The 22389-nt window shown below is 68.7% G+C and carries 22 protein-coding genes; 19 read left to right on the plus strand and 3 right to left on the minus strand.

Translation table 11 applies throughout. The features are described from left to right. Nucleotides 1–7: 7 nt before the first annotated feature. The 8 genes from IU448_RS27035 to IU448_RS27070 all read left to right on the plus strand — a co-directional run bounded on the left by IU448_RS27035 (nt 8) and on the right by IU448_RS27070 (nt 8242). Nucleotides 8–967, plus strand: coding sequence for a redox-sensing transcriptional repressor Rex (locus tag IU448_RS27035; RefSeq protein WP_280456619.1), 960 nt, complete (start codon nt 8–10; stop codon nt 965–967). After that, nucleotides 964–2391 carry a glutamyl-tRNA reductase gene (locus IU448_RS27040; RefSeq protein WP_195058525.1) on the plus strand — a complete coding sequence of 476 codons (1428 nt, stop codon included), beginning with the start codon at nt 964–966 and terminating at the stop codon, nt 2389–2391. The genes IU448_RS27035 and IU448_RS27040 overlap by 4 nt, the downstream gene beginning before the upstream one ends. Further along, complete coding sequence (gene hemC / locus IU448_RS27045; protein WP_228814382.1) at nt 2388–3569, plus strand: hydroxymethylbilane synthase; 1182 nt, start codon at nt 2388–2390, stop codon at nt 3567–3569. Before IU448_RS27040 ends, hemC begins: the two co-directional genes overlap by 4 nt. Next, nucleotides 3566–5128 carry a uroporphyrinogen-III synthase gene (locus tag IU448_RS27050; protein WP_195058526.1) on the plus strand — a complete coding sequence of 521 codons (1563 nt, stop codon included), beginning with the start codon at nt 3566–3568 and terminating at the stop codon, nt 5126–5128. The genes hemC and IU448_RS27050 overlap by 4 nt, the downstream gene beginning before the upstream one ends. 364 nt (nt 5129–5492) lie before the next feature. Continuing rightward, nucleotides 5493–6476, plus strand: coding sequence for a porphobilinogen synthase (gene hemB, locus IU448_RS27055; protein WP_195058527.1), 984 nt, complete (start codon nt 5493–5495; stop codon nt 6474–6476). Then, nucleotides 6464–6973 (plus strand): hypothetical protein, encoded by a 510-nt coding sequence (locus IU448_RS27060; protein ID WP_195058528.1) that lies wholly within the window; start codon nt 6464–6466, stop codon nt 6971–6973. The genes hemB and IU448_RS27060 overlap by 13 nt, the downstream gene beginning before the upstream one ends. Nucleotides 6974–7328: 355 nt before the next feature. Then, a complete protein-coding gene (locus IU448_RS27065) occupies nt 7329–7838 on the plus strand; it encodes a hypothetical protein (protein WP_195058529.1) in 510 nt (169 codons plus the stop codon). A 128-nt stretch (nt 7839–7966) separates the two neighbouring features. Continuing rightward, nucleotides 7967–8242 carry a hypothetical protein gene (locus IU448_RS27070; RefSeq protein WP_195058530.1) on the plus strand — a complete coding sequence of 92 codons (276 nt, stop codon included), beginning with the start codon at nt 7967–7969 and terminating at the stop codon, nt 8240–8242. On the opposite strand, the gene IU448_RS27075 is transcribed toward IU448_RS27070, so the two are convergent. After that, a complete protein-coding gene (locus IU448_RS27075; protein ID WP_228814384.1) occupies nt 8224–8619 on the minus strand; it encodes a hypothetical protein in 396 nt (131 codons plus the stop codon). The genes IU448_RS27070 and IU448_RS27075 overlap by 19 nt on opposite strands. 171 nt (nt 8620–8790) lie before the next feature. Here IU448_RS27075 and hemL point away from each other — a divergent pair, with 171 nt between their 5' ends. The 8 genes from hemL to IU448_RS27115 all read left to right on the plus strand — a co-directional run bounded on the left by hemL (nt 8791) and on the right by IU448_RS27115 (nt 15757). Continuing rightward, the gene (gene hemL, locus IU448_RS27080; RefSeq protein ID WP_416383050.1) at nt 8791–10125 is read left to right on the plus strand and encodes a glutamate-1-semialdehyde 2,1-aminomutase; all 1335 of its coding nucleotides are present in this window, start codon (nt 8791–8793) and stop codon (nt 10123–10125) included. Nucleotides 10126–10214: 89 nt separating this feature from the next. Further along, nucleotides 10215–10886 (plus strand): histidine phosphatase family protein, encoded by a 672-nt coding sequence (locus tag IU448_RS27085; protein ID WP_280456626.1) that lies wholly within the window; start codon nt 10215–10217, stop codon nt 10884–10886. Then, nucleotides 10883–11509, plus strand: coding sequence for a TlpA disulfide reductase family protein (locus IU448_RS27090; RefSeq protein ID WP_195058532.1), 627 nt, complete (start codon nt 10883–10885; stop codon nt 11507–11509). Before IU448_RS27085 ends, IU448_RS27090 begins: the two co-directional genes overlap by 4 nt. Then, nucleotides 11506–11760: a hypothetical protein gene (locus tag IU448_RS27095; protein WP_195058533.1), complete on the plus strand. Its 255-nt coding sequence runs from the start codon at nt 11506–11508 to the stop codon at nt 11758–11760. Before IU448_RS27090 ends, IU448_RS27095 begins: the two co-directional genes overlap by 4 nt. After that, nucleotides 11757–12641, plus strand: coding sequence for a cytochrome c biogenesis CcdA family protein (locus IU448_RS27100; protein WP_195058534.1), 885 nt, complete (start codon nt 11757–11759; stop codon nt 12639–12641). Before IU448_RS27095 ends, IU448_RS27100 begins: the two co-directional genes overlap by 4 nt. Beyond that, nucleotides 12638–14254, plus strand: coding sequence for a cytochrome c biogenesis protein ResB (gene resB, locus IU448_RS27105; protein ID WP_195058535.1), 1617 nt, complete (start codon nt 12638–12640; stop codon nt 14252–14254). The genes IU448_RS27100 and resB overlap by 4 nt, the downstream gene beginning before the upstream one ends. A gap of 91 nt (nt 14255–14345) precedes the next feature. Beyond that, the gene (gene ccsB / locus IU448_RS27110) at nt 14346–15314 is read left to right on the plus strand and encodes a c-type cytochrome biogenesis protein CcsB (protein ID WP_195058536.1); all 969 of its coding nucleotides are present in this window, start codon (nt 14346–14348) and stop codon (nt 15312–15314) included. Between the two features lie 218 nt (nt 15315–15532). After that, a complete protein-coding gene (locus tag IU448_RS27115) occupies nt 15533–15757 on the plus strand; it encodes a hypothetical protein (protein ID WP_195058537.1) in 225 nt (74 codons plus the stop codon). Between the two features lie 56 nt (nt 15758–15813). Here the strand turns inward: IU448_RS27115 and IU448_RS27120 are convergent, their stop codons facing one another. Then, a complete protein-coding gene (locus tag IU448_RS27120) occupies nt 15814–16014 on the minus strand; it encodes a hypothetical protein (RefSeq protein ID WP_195058538.1) in 201 nt (66 codons plus the stop codon). Between the two features lie 154 nt (nt 16015–16168). Next, nucleotides 16169–16384: a BldC family transcriptional regulator gene (locus IU448_RS27125; RefSeq protein WP_062978004.1), complete on the minus strand. Its 216-nt coding sequence runs from the start codon at nt 16382–16384 to the stop codon at nt 16169–16171. A gap of 161 nt (nt 16385–16545) precedes the next feature. On the opposite strand from IU448_RS27125, the gene IU448_RS27130 reads away from it, so the two are divergent. The 3 genes from IU448_RS27130 to IU448_RS29250 all read left to right on the plus strand — a co-directional run bounded on the left by IU448_RS27130 (nt 16546) and on the right by IU448_RS29250 (nt 22387). Beyond that, on the plus strand, nt 16546–16989 hold the full coding sequence (locus tag IU448_RS27130; RefSeq protein WP_195058539.1) for a DUF4229 domain-containing protein: 444 nt from the start codon (nt 16546–16548) through the stop codon (nt 16987–16989). Then, nucleotides 16986–18071 (plus strand): PLP-dependent cysteine synthase family protein, encoded by a 1086-nt coding sequence (locus tag IU448_RS27135; RefSeq protein ID WP_195058540.1) that lies wholly within the window; start codon nt 16986–16988, stop codon nt 18069–18071. Before IU448_RS27130 ends, IU448_RS27135 begins: the two co-directional genes overlap by 4 nt. Before the next feature lie 491 nt (nt 18072–18562). Continuing rightward, a complete protein-coding gene (locus IU448_RS29250) occupies nt 18563–22387 on the plus strand; it encodes a BTAD domain-containing putative transcriptional regulator (protein ID WP_228814386.1) in 3825 nt (1274 codons plus the stop codon). The last annotated feature ends 2 nt before the right edge of the window (nt 22388–22389 follow it).

A 22389-nucleotide genomic window follows, 5' to 3' on the forward strand; every position in this document is an offset into this window, starting at 1 on the left:
CGAGGACGTGAGTGAGCACCATGAGACGCGCGGCGTCTCCAGCGATGCTCCCAACGTCACCTCTCGACCACCGCAGAAGGACATCCCCCAGGCTACGGTGGCCCGGCTCGCCACCTATCTCCGGGTGCTCGCCCTGTTGACCGATGACGGTGTCGCCATCGTATCCAGTGAGGAGCTGGCTGTCGCGGCGGGTGTCAATTCGGCCAAACTCCGCAAGGATCTGTCGTTCCTGGGTCCCAACGGAGTACGCGGTGTCGGCTACGACGTGGCCCGGCTGCGGGCCCGGATCGAAGATGTTCTGGGCCTGTCCGGTGGTCATCGGGTGGTGCTGGTCGGCGCCGGCAATCTGGGCCGTGCGCTGGTCGGTTATCGCGGTTTCCGGCGGCGGGGGTTCGCCGTGGTGGGGATCTTCGACAACGATCCCGAGGTGATCGGCCTGGAGGTCGAGGGCCTGCGGGTGCGCGATGCCGCCGACCTGGCCGGCGAGATCGCGTTGCTTCGCCCCACCATCGCGGTGATCGCGGTGCCCGACGACAGTGCCCAGCAGGTGTGTGACGAACTGGTGGCGGCCGGGATGCAGTCCATCCTGAGCTTCGCGCTGTGCCAGCTGACCGCACCGCCGGGGGTCGAGTTGCGGCGGGTCGATCTCGCCGTGGAAATGCAGATGCTGTCCTTCGAACGGGTCCGCAATGCCGACCCCGAGGAATCCGGCGAGGGCTCGACCACCGCGGATGTGGCGGAGACCGCCACCGATCCGGCGAATGATCCCGGTGCCGCCGGCGTTGTACCGAACAGTGCCGTACCGGCCGCCCATCCACTGACCGGTTCCGGCCGGATCGCCCGCCGGGTGCCCGCGCACCCGACGCCGGGCCCGGCCGGGCTGTCGCATTGCGCGGCGCAGGCCGCCCAGACGACCTCGCATACGGCAACGGAGCCAACCAGCAAGGGATCGGTGGTCACACCATGAGCGTTCTTCTCGTCGGGATCTCCCATCGCAGCGCCCCGGTTGCGATGCTGGAGAAGGTGGCGATCACCGATGCCGATCGGCCCAAACTGATCGACCGCATGCTGGCTTCGAGCCATATCTCCGAAGCGATGATCGTTTCGACCTGCAACCGGGTGGAGATCTACGCGGTGGTCGACGCGTTCCACGGTGGTCTCGCCGATGTGGGCGAATTGCTCACGGCGCATTCCGGCCTGCCGATGCCCGAACTCACCCGGCACGCCTATGTCCGCTACAGCGAGGCCGCCGCCGAACATCTGTTCGCGGTGGCCAGCGGGCTGGACTCGATGGTCGTCGGCGAGCAGCAGGTGCTCAGCCAGATCCGCAGTGCCTACACCTCCGCCGATGCCCAGCAGGCCGTCGGCCGCACCCTGCACGAGCTGTCGCAGCAGGCGTTGCGGGTCGGTAAACGGGTGCATTCGGAAACCGGGATCGACCGGGCCGGCGCCTCGGTGGTGTCGGTGGCACTGGACCGTGCGGCCACCGTTCTCGGGCCGCTGGCCGGCCGGACGGCTGCGGTGGTCGGCGCCGGCGCGATGGGTGGATTGTCGGTGGCGCATCTTTCCCGCGCCGGGGTCGACGAGATCCTGGTGGTCAACCGCACCATCGAACGGGCCGAACGCCTGGCCGCGACCGCCGAATCGCACGGTGTGAGGGCCGGTGCCTACGAACTGTCCCGGCTCGCCGAGGCACTGGTGGCCGCCGATGTGGTGATCACCTGCACAGGAGCGGTGGGCTCGGTGGTGACCCTCGCCGACGCGCACAACGCGCTTTCGCATCGCGAACGCCGTACCGGCCGGCCGCTGGTGTTCTGCGACCTCGGGCTACCTCGCGACGTCGACCATGCCGTGGCCGGGCTGCCCGGTGTCACCGTGATCGATATCGAGACCCTCCAGCGCGACCCGGCGGCGGGGGCGGCGGCCGACGATACCGCCGCGGCCCGGGCCATCGTCGCCGACGAACTCGCCAAATACCTGGCGGGGCAGCGGATGGCCGAGGTCACCCCGACCGTGGCCGCACTGCGGCAGCGGGCCGCCGAAGTGGTCGAGGCCGAATTGCTCCGGCTGGATTCCCGGCTGCCCGGACTCGCCGATCCGACCCGCGACGAAGTGGCCCGGACCGTGCGCCGGGTGGTGGACAAATTGCTGCACGCGCCGACCGTTCGGGTCAAGCAGCTGGCCACCACACCGGGCGGTGACAGCTACGCCGAGGCGCTGCGCGAGCTGTTCGAACTGAAACCGGGAGCGGCCCAGGCCGTCGCGGCGCCCATGGAGATCAGCCGCGCCGAACACAACGGCGCCGGCTGGATGGGCCTGGACGGAGATGTGGCCCTGGCCGACGATTTCACCCCCGGCAGCCACGACGACGAACAGGAGCGGTCGACATGACAGTCCTGCACGGCGAAGGCGCCCCGGCCGTGGGACCCGGCGCCGGCGATCGGCCCGTGTGGCGGATCGGTACCCGCGCCAGCCTGCTCGCCCGCACCCAGGCCGGTGATGTGCGCGACGCATTCATCGCCACCGGGCAGCCGGCGGAACTGGTGCTGATCGAAACACCGGGCGATCTGTCGGCAGAGCCGGTCGAACACATCGGTGTCGGGGTTTTCACCAGCGCGCTGCGCGCCGAACTGGCCGCCGGGAACATCGATATCGCGGTGCATTCGTACAAGGACCTCCCCACCGCCGTCGACGAGCGTTTCGTACTCGCCGCGGTGCCGCCCCGCCAGGACCCGCGTGACGCGCTTGTCGCCCGCGACGGCATGGTGCTCGGTGAACTTCCGCCGGGCGCGGTGGTCGGAACCTCCGCGCCCCGCCGGATCGCGCAACTGCGCGCGCTGGGCCTGGGCCTGGACATCCGGCCGCTGCGCGGCAATCTGGACACCAGGCTCGGCAAGGTCACCGGCGGCGAACTGGACGCGGTGGTTGTGGCCCGCGCCGGACTCGCCCGGATCGGCCGGCTGGATGTCGTCACCGAATCCCTGGAACCCGTGCAGGTGCTGCCCGCGCCCGCTCAGGGCGCGCTGGCCGTCGAATGCCGGGCCGGGGATACCGAACTGATCGAGCTGCTGGCCGCGCTCGACGATCACGGCAGCAGAACCGCCGCGACCGCCGAACGCGCCCTGCTCGCCGAACTCGAGGCGGGCTGCACTGCGCCCGTCGGAGCGATCGCCGAAATCGTCGAATCGTTGGATGACGACGGACGCATCGTCGAGGAACTGTCACTGCGCGGCTGCGCCGCCGCAGTCGACGGTTCCGATGTGATAAGGGCCTCGACGGTGGGAGCACCGGCGCAGGCCGCGGAACTCGGCCGCGCACTGGCCCGCGAACTGCTGGAGCTGGGTGCACGCGAGCTACTCGCCGCCGAGCTCGGCACCGCGCAGGCCGCCACGCCGGCCGGGAGCAGTACCACCCCGGTGGGAACGAGCACCGCCGTAGCGGAATCGGGCGGCACCGCCGCAGCGGGAACGAGCGGCACCGCCGCAGCGGGAACGAGCGGCACCGCCGCAGCGGGAACGAGCACCGCCCCGGACTTCACCGAACCCAGTCCAATGGAGAACAACCGATGAGTCGAGCCAGCAAGAAGCATCCGGGGCGGATCCTGTTCGTAGGGTCGGGCCCGGGCGACCCGGCATTGCTGACCACCCGATCCCGCGAAGTGCTGTGCCGGGCCACCCTTGCGTTCACCGATCCCGATGTGGACGCCGGAGTACTCGCCCTGATCGGCACCGAAGTGGAAGCCGACGCCGAGGGGCAGCGTCCCGTGGACGTGCGGCCCGCCCTCGGCGATCCCGCCGAGGTCGCCAAGACCTTGATAGCCGAGGCGAAGGCCGGCCACGATGTGGTGCGGGTGGTCTCCGGTGATCCGCTCACCACCGACGCGGTGATCGCCGAGGTCACCACGGTCACTCGGTCGCATATCGTTTTCGAGGTGCTACCCGGTCTGCCGTCCGGGTCGGCGGTGCCCAGCTACGCGGGTATCGCGCTCGGTTCCGGGCATACCGAGGCCGATGTGCGCGGTGAGGTGGACTGGCCGGCGCTGGCCGCCGCCCCCGGTCCGCTCGTGCTGCACGCAACCTCCGGCCATCTGGCCGAGACCGCGAGCGCGCTGGTGGAGCACGGTATGGCCCCACAGACGCCGGTCGCGGTGACGGTGCGCGGCACCACCCGCCAGCAGCGCACCATCGAGGCCACCCTGGCCACCCTGAACAGCACTGCTTCCGAACTGGTCGGTCCGCTGGTCGTCACCATCGGCAAGGCGGTGGCGCAGCGGTCGAAGATGTCGTGGTGGGAATCGCGGGCGCTCTACGGCTGGACCGTCCTGGTGCCGCGTACCAAGGATCAGGCCGGGGAGATGAGCGAACGGCTGGTCACCCACGGCGCCATCCCGAAGGAAGTCCCCACCATCGCGGTCGAACCGCCCCGCAGCCCCGCGCAGATGGAGCGTGCGGTCAAGGGGTTGGTGGACGGCCGGTACCAGTGGGTGGTGTTCACCTCCACCAACGCGGTGCGCGCGGTCTGGGAGAAATTCGCCGAATTCGGGTTGGATGCGCGGGCGTTCTCCGGTGTGAAGATCGCCTGTGTGGGTGAGGCGACCGCCGAGAAGGTGCGTTCCTTCGGTATCAACCCGGAGATGCTGCCCACCGGGGAGCAGTCCTCACTCGGCCTGCTCGCCGATTTCCCGCCCTACGACGATGTGTTCGATCCGGTGAACCGGGTGCTGCTGCCGCGCGCCGATATCGCGACCGAAACCCTCGCGGAGGGCCTGCGCGAACGCGGCTGGGAAATCGACGATGTGACGGCTTACCGCACCGTGCGCGCCTCCCCGCCGCCCGCGGAGACCCGCGAGATGATCAAGACCGGTGGTTTCGACGCGGTCCTGTTCACCTCGAGCTCCACGGTCCGGAACCTGGTGGGTATCGCCGGTAAACCGCACGCCCGCACGATCGTGGCCTGCATCGGCCCGAAGACCGCGGAAACCGCGGTGGAATTCGGCCTGCGCGTCGACGTGCAGCCCGAGGTCGCCCAGGTGGGGCCCCTCGTGGAAGCGCTCGCCGAACACGCCGCCCGCCTCCGTGCGGAGGGCCTGCTGCCTCCGCCCCGGAAGAAGAGCCGCCGCAGCCGGTGATGCCCGGGGCGCGGGCGGCCTCCGTATCGGGCAACGGTCCGCGCCACCGCCCGGTCCTGGTGCCTATCGGTGTATCCGGTCACGTCCGTCGAGTCGCCGCGCAGCCGGGTGATGCGCAGGGCGCGGTTTCCGCTTCGTGCAACGGCTCCGAGGCCGCGGTTCCCAGCCGACCCGGGGGCGTCCGGTGGGCCTGTCGGCCGAGGCCGAGAGTCAGCTCCCGCCGCGCGCACATGAAGTTCTCCAGCGTGTGAAGGCGCTGCTGTCGCTGGGCCGAACCATCCCGGCACGGCCGGACCGTCGGCCCGATGGATGGGCCGAGGGGGCCGAGACCCGCGCGCTGAAGGCGCGCCAATAGACTCGGCCCATGAGCGGAATCGAGCGTCCGCGGCGGTTGCGGCGCACCCCCGCGTTGCGGCGGCTGGTGGCCGAGACGAGCCTCGAGCCGCGGCATCTCGTATTGCCGATGTTCGTCGCGGATGGGTTGTCCGGGCCGCGGGAGATCGGTTCGATGCCGGGGGTGTTCCAGCATTCACTGGATTCGCTGCGCAAGGCGGCGGTGGAAGCGGTGGAAGCCGGGGTCGGCGGGTTGATGTTGTTCGGGGTGCCCGAACCCGAGGACAAGGACCCGGAGGGCAGTCAGGCGGCCGCGCCGGAAGGCATCTTGAACCGGGGGTTGCGGGCGCTGTCCGACGAGGTGGGTGATGCCACCGTGGTGATGGCCGATACCTGTCTGGACGAGTTCACCGATCACGGGCATTGCGGTGTGCTCGACGCGGCCGGCGCGGTCGACAACGATGCCACCCTGGTGCGCTATGTGGATATGGCGCTGGCACAGGCCGAGGCCGGGGCAGATCTGCTCGGGACGAGCGGGATGATGGACGGGCAGGTCGGCGCGATCCGGGCGGCATTGGACGCGGCGGGCCGCACCGATACCGCGATTCTGGCGTATGCGGCGAAATACGCTTCGGCGTTCTACGGCCCGTTCCGCGAAGCGGTGGCGTCCTCGTTGCAGGGCGATCGGCGCACCTACCAGCAGGACGCCGCCAACCGGCGCGAATCCATCCACGAACTGGAGCTGGATCTGGAACAGGGCGCCGATATCGTCATGGTCAAACCGGCCATGGCCTATCTGGATATCCTGCGGGATGTGGCGGACCGTTCCCCCGTGCCCGTCGCTGCGTACCAGATCTCCGGAGAGTATTCGATGATCACGGCGGCCGCGGAACGCGGCTGGATCGATCGCCGCGCGGCGGTACTGGAATCGCTGACCGGTATCCGCCGTGCCGGTGCGGATATCGTGCTCACCTATTGGGCGACCGAGGCGGCGCGCTGGCTGTGTCGGTCGTGAACCCGCCCGCGGATGTCGTCACCGCCCGGCAGATATGGTGGGGCGTAATCGGTTTGGGTCTGGTCCAGCTTTTCGTTTCGCTGGCCGATACATTGCTGAACCGGGAGCGGTTCAGTGCCGAGTTCCGGGAACGGATGCAGGCAGCCGATCAGCAGTTCGCGCCGGCGACGATCGATCTGCTCGTCACCATCGGAGCCGTACTCGGTGTGGTGTTCGGAGCGCTGATCGCCGCGCTGGGGATCGCGATCGTCCATCAGCTCGGCAAGGGCAAACTGTGGGCGCGGACGCTGCTGACCTTCGTCGGGATCTGGCTGGTGATCATGGGCGTTGCCGCCCTGTTCTCGATCGGTGTGGTGGACAGCGCCGGTCAGCTGCTGTCCGGGGCAGTATCGATCCTGCAGGCGGTGCTGGCGGGTGGAGCGATCTATCTGTGCCAGCGACCCGAGGCGGCGAAGTGGTTCATGCCGCCGGGGCCGGGTGCGTCCGGAAAGTTGTGAAATCTCCCGACCGGCTTCCTGACCAGCGGTTCGATACCGCCTTCGGGTAGGCGGCGCATTCGTATAACGAACGTCGAGTTTGTTCCCGGTATTCCGGCATGTATGGTGAGGGCTGTCACAGACGACATGCGAACCGGTGGTCATGGGTACCCCTCCAGTAGGGCGGAATCCCGGGCCGGTTGTCCGGGGATCGGAGGCAACGATGCGAGTGGTGATCCAGCAGCCGCAGAGTATTCGGCGGGATATGCTCGTCCTGACTCTTCTGATCCTGTTCGGTGTTCTCACCGTCGCGGTATTGCTGATTCCCAGCATCGTCGGCTGATTCGAGTGTTCCCGGTTTCCGGTTCGCTCCGGTATGTCTGAACGATCCGGCGCCGTGGCCGGCACCGGAGAGGTGCTTTTCACCGAGCCCGGAGCTCGCTGGCGGGCAGTGGCGTACGGCCCATTGATCTGTGCGGTTCTGCTGGCCGTGGAACTCGCCGCGGGTGTCACTCCGCACTGGTTTGCCTTGCTTTTCTGTGCCGTGCTGATCACGGGGTTCGCGGTGCTGCAGGTGTATGCGGCCCGCACACACGTGAGTGTGGAAGTCACCGACGGCTTCCTGCGCAACGGCGCGGAGACGACCCCGATCCGGTCCATAGCCGCGGTACTTCCGGCAGATTCGGATGAGCCTTGGGAAGACGGCCGGGCGCTGGGGGAGCTGACAGGAGTGCCGCGCCGGCGCACCGCCGTCGGCCTGCGGCGCACCGATGGCGAATTTATTCGTACCTGGGCGAAAGATCACCGGGCGCTGCGTACCGCGTTGACCGAGGCGATCGCCCGGTCCGGCCCGGGTTCGGCAGGCGACACAGCCCGCGACGATTGATTATCGGGTCGTGCCCGGGCAGCATCGGTTCCGCCCGGAAGTTATTGCGAGGTGCCCGCGCGCCGATCGGCGTTCTCCGGTAGCGGGACAGTCGTAACGGACCGAGAAGCAAATAGGCGAGGAGACCCGTGAACCGTTCGCATGTCGTACCGGCTGTCGATCTCGCGGTGGCGGTTCTCGCGATCGGGTTGGCCGCCCTGTGCTGGGCGCGGGGTCTGCAGACCACCGACCTTCCGGCCACCGCGGATTACCCGGCCTACACCGCGACCCGCTACGTCGCGCCGTGGCTTTTCCTGGCGGGGGTGCTGGTGACCGGCGCAGGACTGGCTGTCATCGACGCGGTTGCCCGGATCCTGCGCCCGCGCCCGGGATTGAGCGAACCGGCTCAGTCCCACTGCTGGTAGATATCGAAAACGCGGCCGTGCGGGGCGCCCGGAACGTGGACGAACACGATCACCGAACCGCCGTTGTCGACCGATTCCAGCATTACCTGGCGCAGCGAGGCGTGCACGCCGCCGTTCTCGTCGCGATAAAGACGGGTTCCGCTGTGCAGGCCCGCACCGATCCGGGAGGCGGGAACGATCTGATCGACCAGCGCCGGCACCGGGCCACCGGCCAGCGCCGCGGTTTCGGCCTGGTTGAGCCGTAGTCCTGCCCGCGCGTTCTCGGGGTCCACAACCGGTTCGGCCGCCGTGGCCGTTCCTGCGGCGAATCCGGTCGCCAGGACACCACATGCGACCGAGACGGCGGCCAGCGCCGAACCTCTGCTGCCAATTCGCAAAACGACCTCCCGGGCCGGTGATTCACGGAGTTGTCACGACGGAACAGAACAGTACGCACTCCGGGCGAACCCCCGGTGTATTTGGTGTGGCAAGTGTCGGGGCGGCGGTGTGGGTCACCTATGGCGCACCCTGTCGTGACTCCGCGGGGGTGGGCTGCCAAACTGGAGGCCGTGAGTTCTCTGCGCGTGGCCGGTACGGCGGTGCCGGCCTCCAGTCAGCTTTTCCAGCGAGCCGAAGCGGTTGTCCCCGGTGGAGTGAATTCCCCGGTACGGGCCTTCGGTTCGGTGGGCGGCACGCCGAGGTTCATCTCGTCCGCCCGCGGTTGCCGTCTGGTCGATGCGGACGGCAACGAGTATGTCGACTTGGTGTGCTCCTGGGGGCCGATGATTCTCGGGCACGCGCATCCGGCGGTGGTCGAGGCGGTGCGCGCGGTCGCGGGCGACGGGTTGTCGTTCGGTGCGCCGACGGCCGGCGAGGTGGAGCTCGCCGAACTCATCGTGGAACGGGTCGCCCCGGTGCAGAAGGTACGCCTGGTGAACTCGGGTACCGAGGCAACGATGAGTGCAGTGCGCCTGGCCCGCGGGTACACCGGCCGGTCCAAGATCATCAAGTTCGCCGGGTGCTATCACGGCCACGTCGATGCCCTGCTGGCGGACGCGGGATCGGGAGTCGCGACGTTCGGGCTGCCGACTTCGCCCGGCGTCACCGGCGCTCAGGCCGCGGACACCATCGTGTTGCCCTACAACGATCTGGAGGCCGTGCGCACGGCCTTCGAACAGTATTCCGGTGAGATCGCCGCCGTGATCACGGAGGCCGCGGCCGGAAATATGGGTGCGGTGGCGCCGCTGCCCGATTTCAACGCCGGACTGCGCCGGCTCACCGCCGACAACGGCGCCCTGCTCATCATGGACGAGGTGATGACCGGGTTCCGGGTGAGCAGTGCGGGCTGGTACGGGATCGATCCGGTGGCCGCCGATCTCTACACCTACGGGAAGGTGATGAGTGGCGGGCTGCCCGCCGCGGCGTTCGGCGGCCGGGCCGAGGTGATGGACCGGCTCGCCCCGCTCGGCCCGGTGTACCAGGCCGGCACCCTGTCCGGGAACCCGGTGGCAGTGGCTGCCGGCCTCGCCACCCTGCGTGCCGCCGACGAACAGGTGTACGCGGCGCTGAATCGCAACAGCGAACGGCTCGGCATTCTGCTCACCGAGGCCCTCACCGGCGCGGGGGTCGCGCACCAGGTGCAGTTCGCAGGCAATATGGTGAGCGTGTTCTTCGCCGAAACTCCCGTCCTCGACTATGCCGCCGCCAAGGCGAGCCAGACCTGGCGGTATCCGGCCTTCTTCCACGCACTGCTGGATGCCGGGGTATACGCCCCGCCCAGCAACTTCGAGGCATGGTTCGTCTCCGCGGCCCTCGACGACGACGCCTACGAGCGGATAGCCGCCGCGCTGCCGGCCGCCGCGGCCGCGGCGGCGAGCGCCACAGCCGAAGGACAGCCAGCGTGAGCCGATCCGATTCCGAGCGCCGCACCGCCGACACGGCGGATTCCCTCGACCGTATCGACTCCGCGGCCGCTACCGAGGCCGGGCGCGGGATCGCGGCCGAACCCCCCGCCTCCGGCGCCGACGACGCCGAATCCGTGGAAACCATCGTGCACGTACTGCGGCACGGCGAAGTGCACAATCCGCGGGGCATCCTGTACGGCCGCCTTCCGGGTTTCGGGCTGTCGGTCACCGGACGGGCACAGGCCGGTGCGGTGGCGCGGTCGCTGGCCGATCACGATATCGCCCTGGTCATCGCGTCCCCGCTGCAGCGCGCGCAGGAGACCGCGGAACCGATCGCGGGCAGGCACGGGCTCACCGTGCGCACCGACGAGAACCTCATCGAAGCCGGTAACACCTTCGAGGGATTGCGGGTCTCGGTGGGCGACGGCGCACTGCGTAAACCCCGGCACTGGTGGAAGTTGCGTGATCCGTTCACCCCGTCGTGGGGCGAACCGTATCTGCAGATCGCGCACAGGATGCTCGCCGCGGTGAACAAGGCGCGGGTGGAGTCGACCGGCCGGGAAGCGGTACTGGTTTCGCATCAGCTCCCGGTATGGACGTTGCGGCGGTTCCTGCAGGGGCAGCGGCTGTGGCACGATCCACGCAGCCGGCAGTGCGGTCTGGCGTCGCTGACATCGCTGGTCTACCGGGGTGACACCCTGGTGGACATCGTTTACTCCGAGCCCGCCGGCGGCTCGGATCCGACGGTGCACGGCGCATGAGTGTGCCAGGCGCATGGGCGCTCCGGGGCCGGTTGGTGCCGGCCCTCGCCGCGCTGGTGTGTCTCGCAGTGGTACCGGCCTGCTCGACCGGAACCGACGCTGTCGCCACGGGCGGCGGCACCTTCCAATTCGTTTCACCCGGTGGGCAGACCGAAATCTTCTACGACCCCCCGTCCGCCCGCGGCACCATCGGCGACCTATCCGGCCCGGATCTGATGTCCGACGAGGACGAGACGGTCTCGGTGGACGATTTCCCCGGACAGGTGGTCGTCCTCAATATCTGGGGTCAATGGTGTGGGCCGTGCCGCGCCGAGGCGCCCGCGCTCGAACAGGTCTACGAGCAGACCAAGGATCTCGGGGTCGCTTTCCTCGGGATCAATGTCCGCGACAACCACCGGAACAAGGCTCGCGATTTCGTTATCGATAACCACATCGGTTATCCGTCGATCTACGACCCGTCAATGCGCTCACTGCTGGCACTCGGTGGCATCCCGACCAGTGTCGTTCCCACCACGGTGGTGCTGGATCGGGACCACCGGGTGGCAGCGGTATTCCTGCGCGCCATACTCGCCGAGGATCTTATGCCGGTGGTGCAGCGCATCGCCGCGGAGGGAGCATCATGAGGAGTTTGCGGTCTCGAGGCGTACGCCGGTACGGGGCGACCCGCCCGCCGCGCGGCGTCCGTGCCGAAGTACTGGTGAAATCGTCGCTGGGTTCCTGGGAGCTACAACCGGCCGAAACCGCCGGTAGCGACCGGAAGGTCGCGAATTCGCGGCCGTCGTCGGGCGCGCGGGGTTCGACTGCCCCGGGCGGCCGGGCCGGGGACCGGCGGGCGAGCAATCCCGAATCGGAACCGGAGCGTAGTTCGAATTGATCGTGTTGGCAGGAGTGGGGGAGTCATTTCAGCAGACAGCGGCCACCGGGCCGCTGCTGCTCGCCCTCGGCGCCTGCCTGTTGGCCGGTCTGGTGTCGTTCGCCTCGCCGTGCGTAGTGCCGTTGGTGCCGGGGTATCTGTCGTATCTGGCCGGTCTGGTGGGGGCACAGGCGCCGCCGGTCACGGTCGACCAGGCCCGTCGCGACCGAGCCGCGGCCGTTGCCGGTTCGGGTTCGACGGCGGTGCTGACCGAAACCGCGGCGCCGAAGGACACCGGTCGCGCGCCGGATACCGGACGGTTGCGGGTCGCGGGTGCGGCCGGGCTGTTCGTGGCCGGTTTCACCGTGGTGTTCGTCCTGGCCACGGCCACCGTTTTCGGGCTCATCCAGACGCTCAATGTGAACCGTGAGCTGTTGCAGCGGCTGGGCGGTGTGGTCACCATCGTGATGGGCCTGGCCTTCCTCGGGCTGATCCCGATACTGCAGCGCGATACCCGGATGGCGCCGCGCCGGCTCGCCGGGATCGCCGGTGCCCCGCTGCTGGGTGCGGTCTTCGCGCTCGGCTGGACGCCGTGCCTGGGACCGACGCTGTCCGGTGTGATGGCGGTGGCCGCGGGAACCGAGGGCACCACGGCCGCGCGCGGGGTCGCGCTGATCGTGGCGTACTGCGCCGGGCTCGGGTTGCCGTTCGTGGTGCTGGCGTTCGGTTCGGCGAGTGCGTTGCGCGGCGTGGGCTGGCTGCGGCGCAACACCCGGACCATTCAGGTGATCGGCGGACTGCTGCTGGTTGCGGTCGGAGTGGCGCTGGTGACCGGGGCGTGGGACCTGTTCATCGGCTGGGTGCGCGACGGTTTCGTCGCCGAGGTGACGTTGCCGATATGACCGTGACCGACCACCCCGAGGCGACCCCCCGTCCGCCCCGGCAGTCCCCGTTGGGCCGTGCCTGGGCATTCCTGCGCAATACGTGGCGCGGCCTCACCAGTATGCGGACCGCGCTGGTGCTGCTGTTCCTGCTGGCGCTGGCCGCGATACCCGGTGCGCTGCTGCCGCAGCGGAGCCTGAACGAACAGAAGGTCGACCAGTACATCGCCGACCGCCCGGTCCTCGGGGAGTGGATGGACCGGTTCGAACTGTTCGATGTGTTCTCCAGTTTCTGGTTCACCGCGGTGTACGTGCTGCTGTTCATCTCGCTGGTGGGCTGCATTCTGCCGCGGGCCGTGGACCACTACCGTGCCCTGCGTACTCCGCCGGTGCGGGTGCCACGCAATCTGGCCCGGTTGCCGCATCACCATCGTGTGGTCGTCGACGGGACCGCCGCGGAGATCACCGATCGGGCCCGCGCGCGGTTACGTGGCTGGCGCACCGAGGTTCGCCCGGGGGAGCGCGAGGGCGAGATGACCCTCTCGGCCGAAAAGGGCTACACACGCGAACTGGGCAATCTGGTATTCCATCTCGCGCTGGTGGCGTTGCTGGTGGCCATCGCGGTGGGCAAACTGTTCGGCTACGAGGGCAATGTGATCGTGATCGCCAACGGCGGTCCGGGTTTCTGCACCACTTCACCGGCGGTTTTCGATTCGTTCCGCACCGGCAATGTCAACGACGGCACCAATATGACGCCGATGTGTATCAAGGTGAAGAATTTCCGGGCCGACTATCTCGACAACGGCCAGGCCGAGATGTTCACCTCCGATATCTCGTATCAGGCGGGCGAGGATCTGGCCACGAATACCTGGCGGGATACGACCATACGGGTCAACCACCCGCTGCGGGTCGGCGGTGATCGCGTTTATCTGCAGGGGCACGGGTACGCCCCCACCTTCACCGTGACGTTCCCGAACGGCGAGACCCGCACCGAGACCGTGCAGTGGGCGCCCAGCGATGCCACCACCTTCCTGTCCACCGGTGTGCTGCGTATCGATCCGCCCGGCGGGATGTATGACACCGAGGCCGAACGGCGGCAGAATCAGATCGCGATCGAGGGGCTGTTCGCGCCGACGGCGAGTTTCCACGGCTCCTTGCTGACCTCGGTTTTTCCGGCGATGACGGATCCGGCGGTCGCGGTGGATATCTATCGCGGCGATACCGGTCTGGATACCGGGCGTCCCCAGTCCATTTTCGCGCTGGATCAGGAAATGGTGCGGCAGGGCAGGCTCACCAAGGAGGCGCGGGTGAATCTGCGGCCCGGTGAATCGACCACCCTGCCGGGCGGCACCGAGGTGCGGTTCGACGGCGCCGAGGAATTCGCGAATATCCAGGTCTCGCACGATCCCGCGCAGCAGTGGGTGCTGGTGAGCGCGGTGGTGATGATGGCCGGTCTGCTGGTCTCACTGCTGATCACCCGGAGGCGGGTCTGGCTGCGGGTGACCCCGGAGGGTACCGTAGACCAACGACGCGTCGTAGTAGAGATGGGTGGGCTCGCCCGCACCGACCAGGCCGGCTGGGGTGGCGAATTCGATCGCCTGCGACACCGCCTACTGGACGCGTCCGACAGTTGAACGCGGGCCCAGCGGAAATCGGCGCGCCCCGCCACGCAGGTCAGGCGTCGGTGCCCGCCCGGCACCGCCGTACGAACACGGGAGAACAACGATGTCGATCGACGACACTCTCGCACGTTACAGCGACCTCGCCTATGAAACGGCGACCGTTGTGTACGCGCTGGTGCTGTTGCTGCTGATCGTGCAGTACGCCTCCGCCCGGGCCCGCCAGGTGTCCGAACGGGAACTGGTTCCGGCCGGTGGCGTCGCGGCGGGTAGCGATACGCCGGGCAAGATCAGCGAGGAACCGCGCACGCCGCTTTCCGAGCGTCTCGGCAATATCGCCTTCTCGGTGCTGTTCGTGGCGGTCGGATTGCAGATCGCCTCCATCGTGCTGCGCGGTTTCGCGACCGGCCGTTTCCCGCTCGGCAATATGTACGAATTCGTCTCCATGGCGACCGCTGCCGCCGCGGTGGTGGGACTCGTGTTCATGCGCGACCCGCGGTACCGCGGTATGTGGGCGTTCCTGCTGGTGCCGCTGCTGATCCTGATGTTCCTGGCGGGCACCGTCCTGTATTCCGATGCCGCGCCCGTGGTACCGGCGCTGCGGTCGTTCTGGCTGCCGTTGCACGTCACGATCGTCAGTATCGGCAGCGGGGTGTTCCTGGTTTCCGGTATCGCCAGCCTGCTGTTCCTGTACCGGCTGCGGCAGCCCGAGGGCAAGGAATCGGGCACGGTGCTCGGTGCCGTGGCACGGCGGCTACCCGATGCGCGCACCCTGGACCGGCTGGCCTACCGGACCACCATCATCGGCTTCCCGCTTTTCGGCGCGGGCGTCATTCTGGGGGCGATCTGGGCCGAGGCGGCCTGGGGCCGGTTCTGGGGCTGGGACCCGAAAGAAACATGCTCGTTCATCGCCTGGGTGCTGTATGCCGCGTATCTGCATGCCCGGGCAACTTCGGGCTGGCGGGATACGAAAGCCGCGTGGATCAATGTGGCCGGATTCGTGGCAATGCTGTTCAACCTGTTCATCATCAACCTGGTCGTCTCGGGTCTGCACAGCTACTCCGGGCTCACCTGATCCGGCTCGGTTCTTCACAACGATTCGAGCCCGCTCGGATTCGACACGGAAATTCCGTGTCAATGATCGTTACGCCACCGCAATGCTGAGTTGCTATTGTTCCGTCGGTAACAGCTGAATTGCATACAGCCCGAAAATGCTCGTGAAATCGGGATGTGAACGGTCTTTTCCCCTCCACCACGCGGATAAAGCCGCGTCGAACAGTGAGGAGAGCGGCAGTGGATTCGGAGAATGTCAGTTCGGATACGGGCATCGACACGGATTGTTGTACATCCGAGACCGCGAACTCCGCGATCATCTGCGGTCTCGAGCCGGATTCCCTCGTGCGATTGGTACAGACCGCGGTCGGGTTACCGGCCGAGGCGCTGGACCGCCTGGCCGGGGTCGCCGATAAATTACGGGCGGTGGAAGGTTTACCGCAATTGGACAGCACGGCCGATTAGTCCCGTGTCCGCGGTTGTCCGGGCCGATTCCCGGTAGCCTGTTCCGGGGCCGGGAATCAATGCTCGGTGGAATCCGAATCGCCGTCCGAATGCTTCTGCGGGCGCGAGATACGCCAGAGGAATTCGGGATCGTCATCCGGACCGACCACACGTTTACGGGCAGGTCCCGGGGTCGATGCGGGGCCCGCGGGGCCGAACGCTTTCCAGCACAGCACCGCGATCGCCACGATGGCGATGAGTGCCAACACGTACATCACGTGGCTCACCTCCTCTATCGAGGTTAGCGCCGGAACTGCCGGCGGGTGAGTTCGCCGCCCACACGAAGCGTGGGAACACCGCTACAGGTCGCGCTCGGCCGCGCCGCTGCCGGCCGGCCGAGTCACCCTGTGCCGATTGCGGTGCGGAACCGGATCAGGCGCCCTGCACGGTTGCCTCGGTGGTGAGCGATTCGAGCAATCTCATCACCTCCGATTCGCGGAACCGGCGATGGCCACCCGGAGTACGCAGGGAACCGAGCCGTCCCGCGTGTGCCCAGCGAGTGACGGTTTTGGGGTCTACGTGGAACAGGGCGGCAACCTGGCCGGGGGTCAGCAGGTTCTCCTGGGCCCCGACGGCAATCGCGGTCATGGCAAACCTTTCTGTTTCGTCACGTTTTCTCATCGGATTCCGACATAGTGGCACCGCGACCCCCGGGTGTTCGAACCACCTACTGTTGGTAAAGGGGAGGTAATGGACAAATCGGATGTGCCCGTGCGGCGGGCGCACACCGTTCGCTTACGCTGGTCAGCGTGAGTGACGCGAACCCTTCCGAGGAATCGACCGCCCCGCAACCCGGTACATCGCCCGGCCGGCGGCTCGCCCGCAACCTGGCGCTCTACACGCTGGCCCGGCTGGTCCTGGTCGCGATACTCACCGCCGTGATCATGGCCGGCGCGTGGGCGATATCGGTGCAGGTGCCGTTGATCGTGTCGATCCTGTTCGCCATCGTGATCGCCATGCCGCTCTCGCTCACCCTGTTCAAGGGGCTGCGCGGGCGGGTGAATTCCGATATCGCCGCGGTCGACGAACGCCGCCGCCGGGACAAGGCACAGCTGCGGGCCCGGCTCCGGGGCGAATCGGACCCCGCCGGACCGAGCGGCACCGAATCGGGCTCCGCCGGCCCCGGCGATTCCGGTAAACCGCCGAAGGGTCCGGCCGGGGAGGAAACCGGCGGGACCGGCGGTACGGCGTGAAATCGTGCACTCGCGGTAATCCACGGAACTGGGCCGATAACGCCGTCCGGCTCATCGACGCCGATGCGCAGCGCAGCGCCGATACCCACCTGCTGCGCTACCCGCTGCCGCCGGAGTGGGATATCCGGCTGTACCTCAAGGACGAATCGACCCATATCACCGGCAGCCTCAAACACCGGCTGGCGCGGTCGCTGTTCCTGTACGGACTGTGCAACGGGTGGATCACTGAGGGCACCACCATCGTGGAGGCGTCCTCGGGCTCGACGGCGGTGAGCGAGGCATACTTCGCCAAACTGCTCGGCCTGGATTTCGTGGCGGTGGTACCGGCGGGTACCTCGCCGCAGAAGATCGCCCTGATCGAAGCGCAGGGCGGGCGATGCCACTATGTGGACCGCCCCCCGGATATGTACACCGAGGCGGCCCGGCTCGCGGCCGAATGCGGCGGCCATTACCTCGATCAGTTCACCAATGCCGAACGTGCCACCGACTGGCGGGGCAACAACAACATCGCCGAATCGATCTTCGACCAGCTGCGGCTGGAAACCGATCCCGTCCCCGAATGGATCGTCGTCGGCGCCGGTACCGGCGGTACCAGCGCGACCATCGGCCGCTACCTGCGCTACCGCCGCTACGCGACCCGCTTGGCCGTGGTGGACCCGGACAACTCCGCGTTCTACGGCGCCTACGAAACCGGAGTCCGCGGCTACACGACCGGTATGCCTTCCCGGATCGAGGGAATCGGACGGCCGCGGATGGAACCCTCGTTCGTTCCCGAGGTCGTGGACCGGATGATCCACGTTCCCGACCCCGCCTCGATCGCCGCGGCACGTTTCGCCAGTGCCGGACTGGGCCGGAAGGTCGGTGGGTCGACCGGTACCAACTTCTGGGGCGCCTGTGCGCTGATCGCGGAGATGCGGTCGGCCGGCCGCGGAGGCAGTGTGGTCACGCTGCTGTGCGACGGCGGCGAACGGTACGCGGGCACCTACTACGACGACGATTGGGTCGCCGCTCGGGGCTGGGATCTGGCAGGTCCCACCGCCGTGCTGGAGGAGTTCGTCGCGACCGGCCGCTGGTCGGGCTGATACCGGGCTCCGCTGCGGCTCGCCGTCGGGACCTCGGCGCTGCTCGGCGTTGGGCTCAGTGCTGCTCGGCGCGTTGGTCTCAGGCGTGCCTAGGCGCGGTGGGGCTCAGGTGTGGCTCGGCGTGGGGCTCAGGCGTGGCTCGGCACCGGTCGCTGGTCCGGCTGGATACCGGGCTCCGCAGCGGCTCGCCGGCAGAATTTCGGCGCTGCTCGCCGGGGTGCCGTTGCGCGGCGCTGATCGCCCATGGTCGGTCTCGCACGTACCGAATTGTGCGGTGAACGGAAGGCGGAGGACCGGGACGTTCGTAGCGGTGCGGTGGTCTCGGGTGTTGCTCGGCGTGGTGGGCTGAAGCGTTGCCCGGCGTGGCGGGCCGAGGTGTTGCCCGGCGTGGCGGGCCGAGGTGTTGCGCGGCGTGGTGGCCTCGGGCGTGCCTGGGCGTGGTGGGCTCGAGCGTGGCTCGGCGCGGTGGCCGCGCATACGATGACAGCGGTATGGTTCTCGATCCGGACCGCTCGGGCGGCCGATATTCAGCGACGCCGGCGTCGGCGGACGGTCCGCTCGTGGTCACTCTGCTGGGCCGGATCGCGCTGCGGCGCGACTCCGGACTGGTGGCGGTACCGGGTAAGCGGGCGCGTTCACTGCTGGTCGCACTGGCCCTGCGGCCCGGCCGGACACGGAGTGCGGCCGCCCTCATCGAAGCAGTCTGGGGTGACGAGCCGCCGCGGGCGCCGGCGAATGCGCTGCACACCCAGATCTCCCGGTTGCGGTCGGTGTTACCGGAGGGGGCGCTGGAGGCCGTATCGGGCGGCTACCGGCTCGCGCTCCGGCCGGAACAAGTGGATCTCACCGCGGTGGCAGAGCTGGCGAGACGGGCGCGGGCTCAGCTGGCGGCCGGTGCGGTGGAGGCGGCGCGGCTGAGCGTCGACCGGGCACGCGCGCTGTGGTCGGACGAGCCGGGCGTGGATCTCCCGGCCGGCCCGCCGGCCGACGAACTGTCCGCTGCGGCCGCGGCACAGGCCGAGGTACTGGACGAGGTCGAGCGGGAGGCCCGGGAGGCGGCGGGTGATCTCGAGGGTGCGATAGCGGTGGCCCGGCGGCAGCTGCGCCGCCGGCCCATCGCCGAGGCGGTCGCGCATACGCTCATGCGGCTGCTTGCCACGGCCGGTCGCGACAGCGAGGCCCACGCGGTGTTCGCGGAGCTGCGGGCGGCGCTCACCATGGAATTGGGCATAGATCCGGGTCTCGCGATCACCGAGTTGAATACCGCCATCTTGCGCGGCCGGTATACCCCGCGGGAGATCTTCTCCGAGTCCGAGTCCGAGTCCGAGTCCGAGTCCGAGTCCGAGTCCGAGTCCGAGTCCGAGTCCGAGTCCGAGTCCGGGGTCGGGTCGGAGTCTGGGGTCGGGCCGGAGTCCGGGGTCCGGTCCGGGGCAGGGGCGGGCGCAGGCGGTCGTGCGCCGTCGGTTGTCGGCGTACGGGCGGCGCCCAACGCACTGATCGGCCGGGCGGACGATCTGACCGAACTGTCCCGGTTGCTACGGGGTTCGCGGGTTGTCACGGTGCTCGGGCCGGGAGGTGCCGGGAAGACCCGGGTCGCTCACGAACTGGCGGTGAGCGAGGCGTACTCCCAGCCGGTAGTGCTGGTGGAGCTGGCCTCGGTCCGGCCCGGCGATGTGACGGCCGAGGCAGCGGTGGATATCGAATCGGCCACGGCCGCGGCGATGGGACTCGGTGAGGTCCGGCGCGAACCGGGACTTCCGGCACCGGGTTCCCGGCCCGATACCCGCCGGCGTTTACGCGACGCGCTCTCGGCCCGGCCGATGCTGTTGGTGCTGGACAATTGCGAGCATCTGGTCGAGGCCGCGGCCGCAGTCGTGGCAGATCTGGTGGGTAGCTGCCCGCAGCTCACCGTGCTCACCACCAGCCGGGCGCCGCTGGCGATCACCGCCGAAACGGTGTATCCCCTGGGGCCGCTGGCCAGCGATGCCGCCGGCTCACCGGCCACCGACTTGTTCCGCGCGCGGGCGCAGGCGGTACGACCGTCTGTACGCCTCGATATGGATGTCGTGGCGCGACTGTGCCGCACGTTGGACGGACTTCCACTGGCCATCGAACTCGCCGCCGCCCGGGTGCGGACGATGAGCGTCGAGGATATCGAGCGGCGGCTGGACCGGCGTTTCGCGTTGCTGCGCAGCGGCGACCGGACATCACCGGAACGCCATCGCACCCTGCATGCCGTGATCGCCTGGAGCTGGAACCTGCTGGAACCGGAAGAGCAGGTCACACTGCGCCGGATGTGCCGGTTTCCCGGGGGATTCACCCTCGCGGCGGCCGAAACGGTCGCCGGCGGCGCAGCGGCCGCCGAACGCGCGGTAACGGTCGGTGATTCCATACCTCTGGTTGCTGATTCCGTGGTGGTGGCGGGCGGCTCCGTATCGGTGACGGGTAGTGCCGGGGCAACGGTCGGCGGCCCCCGGGCGATGGTCGATGGTTCCGCGGCGGGGGTCGGCAGCAGCTCTGTACCGGTGATGGGTGGTTCCAGGGCGACGGCCGGCGGTTCCGCGGCGGGGGGCGGCAGCTCCGTGCCGATGATGGACGGTTCCGGGGCGGCAACTGGTGATTCCGGGGCGATGGCCGGTGGTTCGGTGCCGGTGCCGGCCGATGCCGGGGTGGTGGTCGGTGATATCGCGGCGGCGGTGGAGGGGCTGGTGGGGCAGTCGCTGCTGACGGTTGTCGAGGTCGAGGGTGCGGGGGTCCGCTATCGGATGCTGGAAACCGTCCGTGAGTTCGGTGAACAAGAGCTCCTTGCCGCGGATACCGGTCCGGGATCGGAAATCGACCTGGTGGAGACGCGGATGGCAGGCTGGGCGCGGGATTTCGCGGTGCGGATGGCCGAAAGCTATGGCCGCGGCGACGAGCTGGAGCCGGCTCTGACCGTCGCGGCGGAACTGGACAATCTGGTCGCTGTACTGCGCCGCGCAGAATCGGCCGGTGACTCGGCGACCATGTACGCGGTCTTCCCGGTCGCGGCCATGCGGTGGGTGATGCACGGGGCGAATCTCGAGCTGATGGGATGGATTCCCCGGATGCTGGCGATGGCGCCACCGGCAGGCGCCCGCGGGGTGTATGCGGAACTGGAAATGGCCGGCCACGCGGTGATCGCATTGCATCTAGCCTTCATGGACGGCAGTCTCCGGCATCTGGCACCGGTGCGGATCCGGGCTCGCAGACTACTGCGTGCCGATACCGGTCTGCGCGCGCCGCTCCGGTTTATCGGACAGCTGCTGACATGCCCGCCCGATTCGTTTCGGCTCGCTCGCCTGCTGGCGCGGGCGACCCGCTCACCGGACCGGCACACCAGATCGCTGGCGCTGATGGCCCGCACCAATATCTGGGAGAACATGGGCCGTATCCACGAGTCGAGCCGGGACGCCCGGGCCGCGGTACCGAACTCGGCGGAGAAGGAGGTGTGGAGCCGGGCGATGCTGGCCCAGCATCGGGGTTCGCTGGCCGGGCAGGTCGCGCGGTACCGCGAATCGGTCGCGTTCTACGAGGAGGCTGCCGAGTTGCTGCACCGGATCCGTGCCTACGAGGAAAGCCTGGAAGTGCATTCGTATCTCGCGGCATCGCTGGCGGGCAGCGGCGAACCGGCGCGGGCCCGGCGGGAACTCGCGACCGCGCTGGGCTTCTCGGGGTCCGGTGCGGCGGGCCCGGCGGTGATCGACGATCCGGGGATCCAGCGCAATCACCGGCTGTCCACCATTGCCGCCGTATTGGCCGGGATCGAACTCGTCGAAGGTGATATCGACAGCGGACTCGGGCATTTCCGGCGGGCGCTCGAACTGATCGGCTGGCCGATCCACGAGGCCACACCGGGCCCCGGCCTGCTGCTGACCGGGGCGGCGGCGCTGGCCGCGCATGTGCTGTACGAGCGCGATGATGTGGTCGTGCGGCTGGTGCCCGAACTCGTCGAGCTGGCGCAGCAGCGGTTCGGTTATGTGCTGGATCTACCGCAGCTGGGGGGAGTGGCCTGTGCCGTCGGCTCAGGTCTGCTGCTGCTGGGTGAGCAGCGGGCAGCCGGGGTGGAACTGTTGGCGCTGGCGCCGCGGGTGGTGGCCCGGCAGGACTACCCCGTACTGCGCTGGGACCGGCATCATGATCTATGGCGCGACCGGATCGAGGCCGGCCGGCTGGATAAGGCTGTCGCCGTCGCGGGTGGGTTGCGCCGCGCCGCGGCGGCCGAACGGATTGTGGAACTGGTCCGCGCGGTGGGCGCCCACCGGCCGGGCCCGCCCAGCCGGCCCGCGGCGGGCTGAAC

The sequence above is a fragment of the Nocardia flavorosea genome, assembly GCF_015477805.1.
In the GTDB taxonomy this organism is placed as follows: domain Bacteria; phylum Actinomycetota; class Actinomycetes; order Mycobacteriales; family Mycobacteriaceae; genus Nocardia; species Nocardia flavorosea_A.

Excerpts from the sequence above, each read along its gene's own strand:
- hemB (WP_195058527.1), top strand. The coding sequence starts at position 5,493 with ATGAGCGGAATCGAGCGTCCGCGGCGGTTGCGGCGCACCCCCGCGTTG.
- IU448_RS27065 (WP_195058529.1), top strand. The coding sequence starts at position 7,329 with ATGTCTGAACGATCCGGCGCCGTGGCCGGCACCGGAGAGGTGCTTTTC.
- hemC (WP_228814382.1), top strand. The coding sequence starts at position 2,388 with ATGACAGTCCTGCACGGCGAAGGCGCCCCGGCCGTGGGACCCGGCGCC.
- IU448_RS27050 (WP_195058526.1), top strand. The coding sequence starts at position 3,566 with ATGAGTCGAGCCAGCAAGAAGCATCCGGGGCGGATCCTGTTCGTAGGG.
- IU448_RS29250 (WP_228814386.1), top strand. The coding sequence starts at position 18,563 with ATGGTTCTCGATCCGGACCGCTCGGGCGGCCGATATTCAGCGACGCCG.
- IU448_RS27040 (WP_195058525.1), top strand. The coding sequence starts at position 964 with ATGAGCGTTCTTCTCGTCGGGATCTCCCATCGCAGCGCCCCGGTTGCG.
- resB (WP_195058535.1), top strand. The coding sequence starts at position 12,638 with ATGACCGTGACCGACCACCCCGAGGCGACCCCCCGTCCGCCCCGGCAG.
- IU448_RS27090 (WP_195058532.1), top strand. The coding sequence starts at position 10,883 with ATGAGTGTGCCAGGCGCATGGGCGCTCCGGGGCCGGTTGGTGCCGGCC.
- ccsB (WP_195058536.1), top strand. The coding sequence starts at position 14,346 with ATGTCGATCGACGACACTCTCGCACGTTACAGCGACCTCGCCTATGAA.
- IU448_RS27125 (WP_062978004.1), bottom strand. The coding sequence starts at position 16,384 with ATGACCGCGATTGCCGTCGGGGCCCAGGAGAACCTGCTGACCCCCGGC.
- IU448_RS27095 (WP_195058533.1), top strand. The coding sequence starts at position 11,506 with ATGAGGAGTTTGCGGTCTCGAGGCGTACGCCGGTACGGGGCGACCCGC.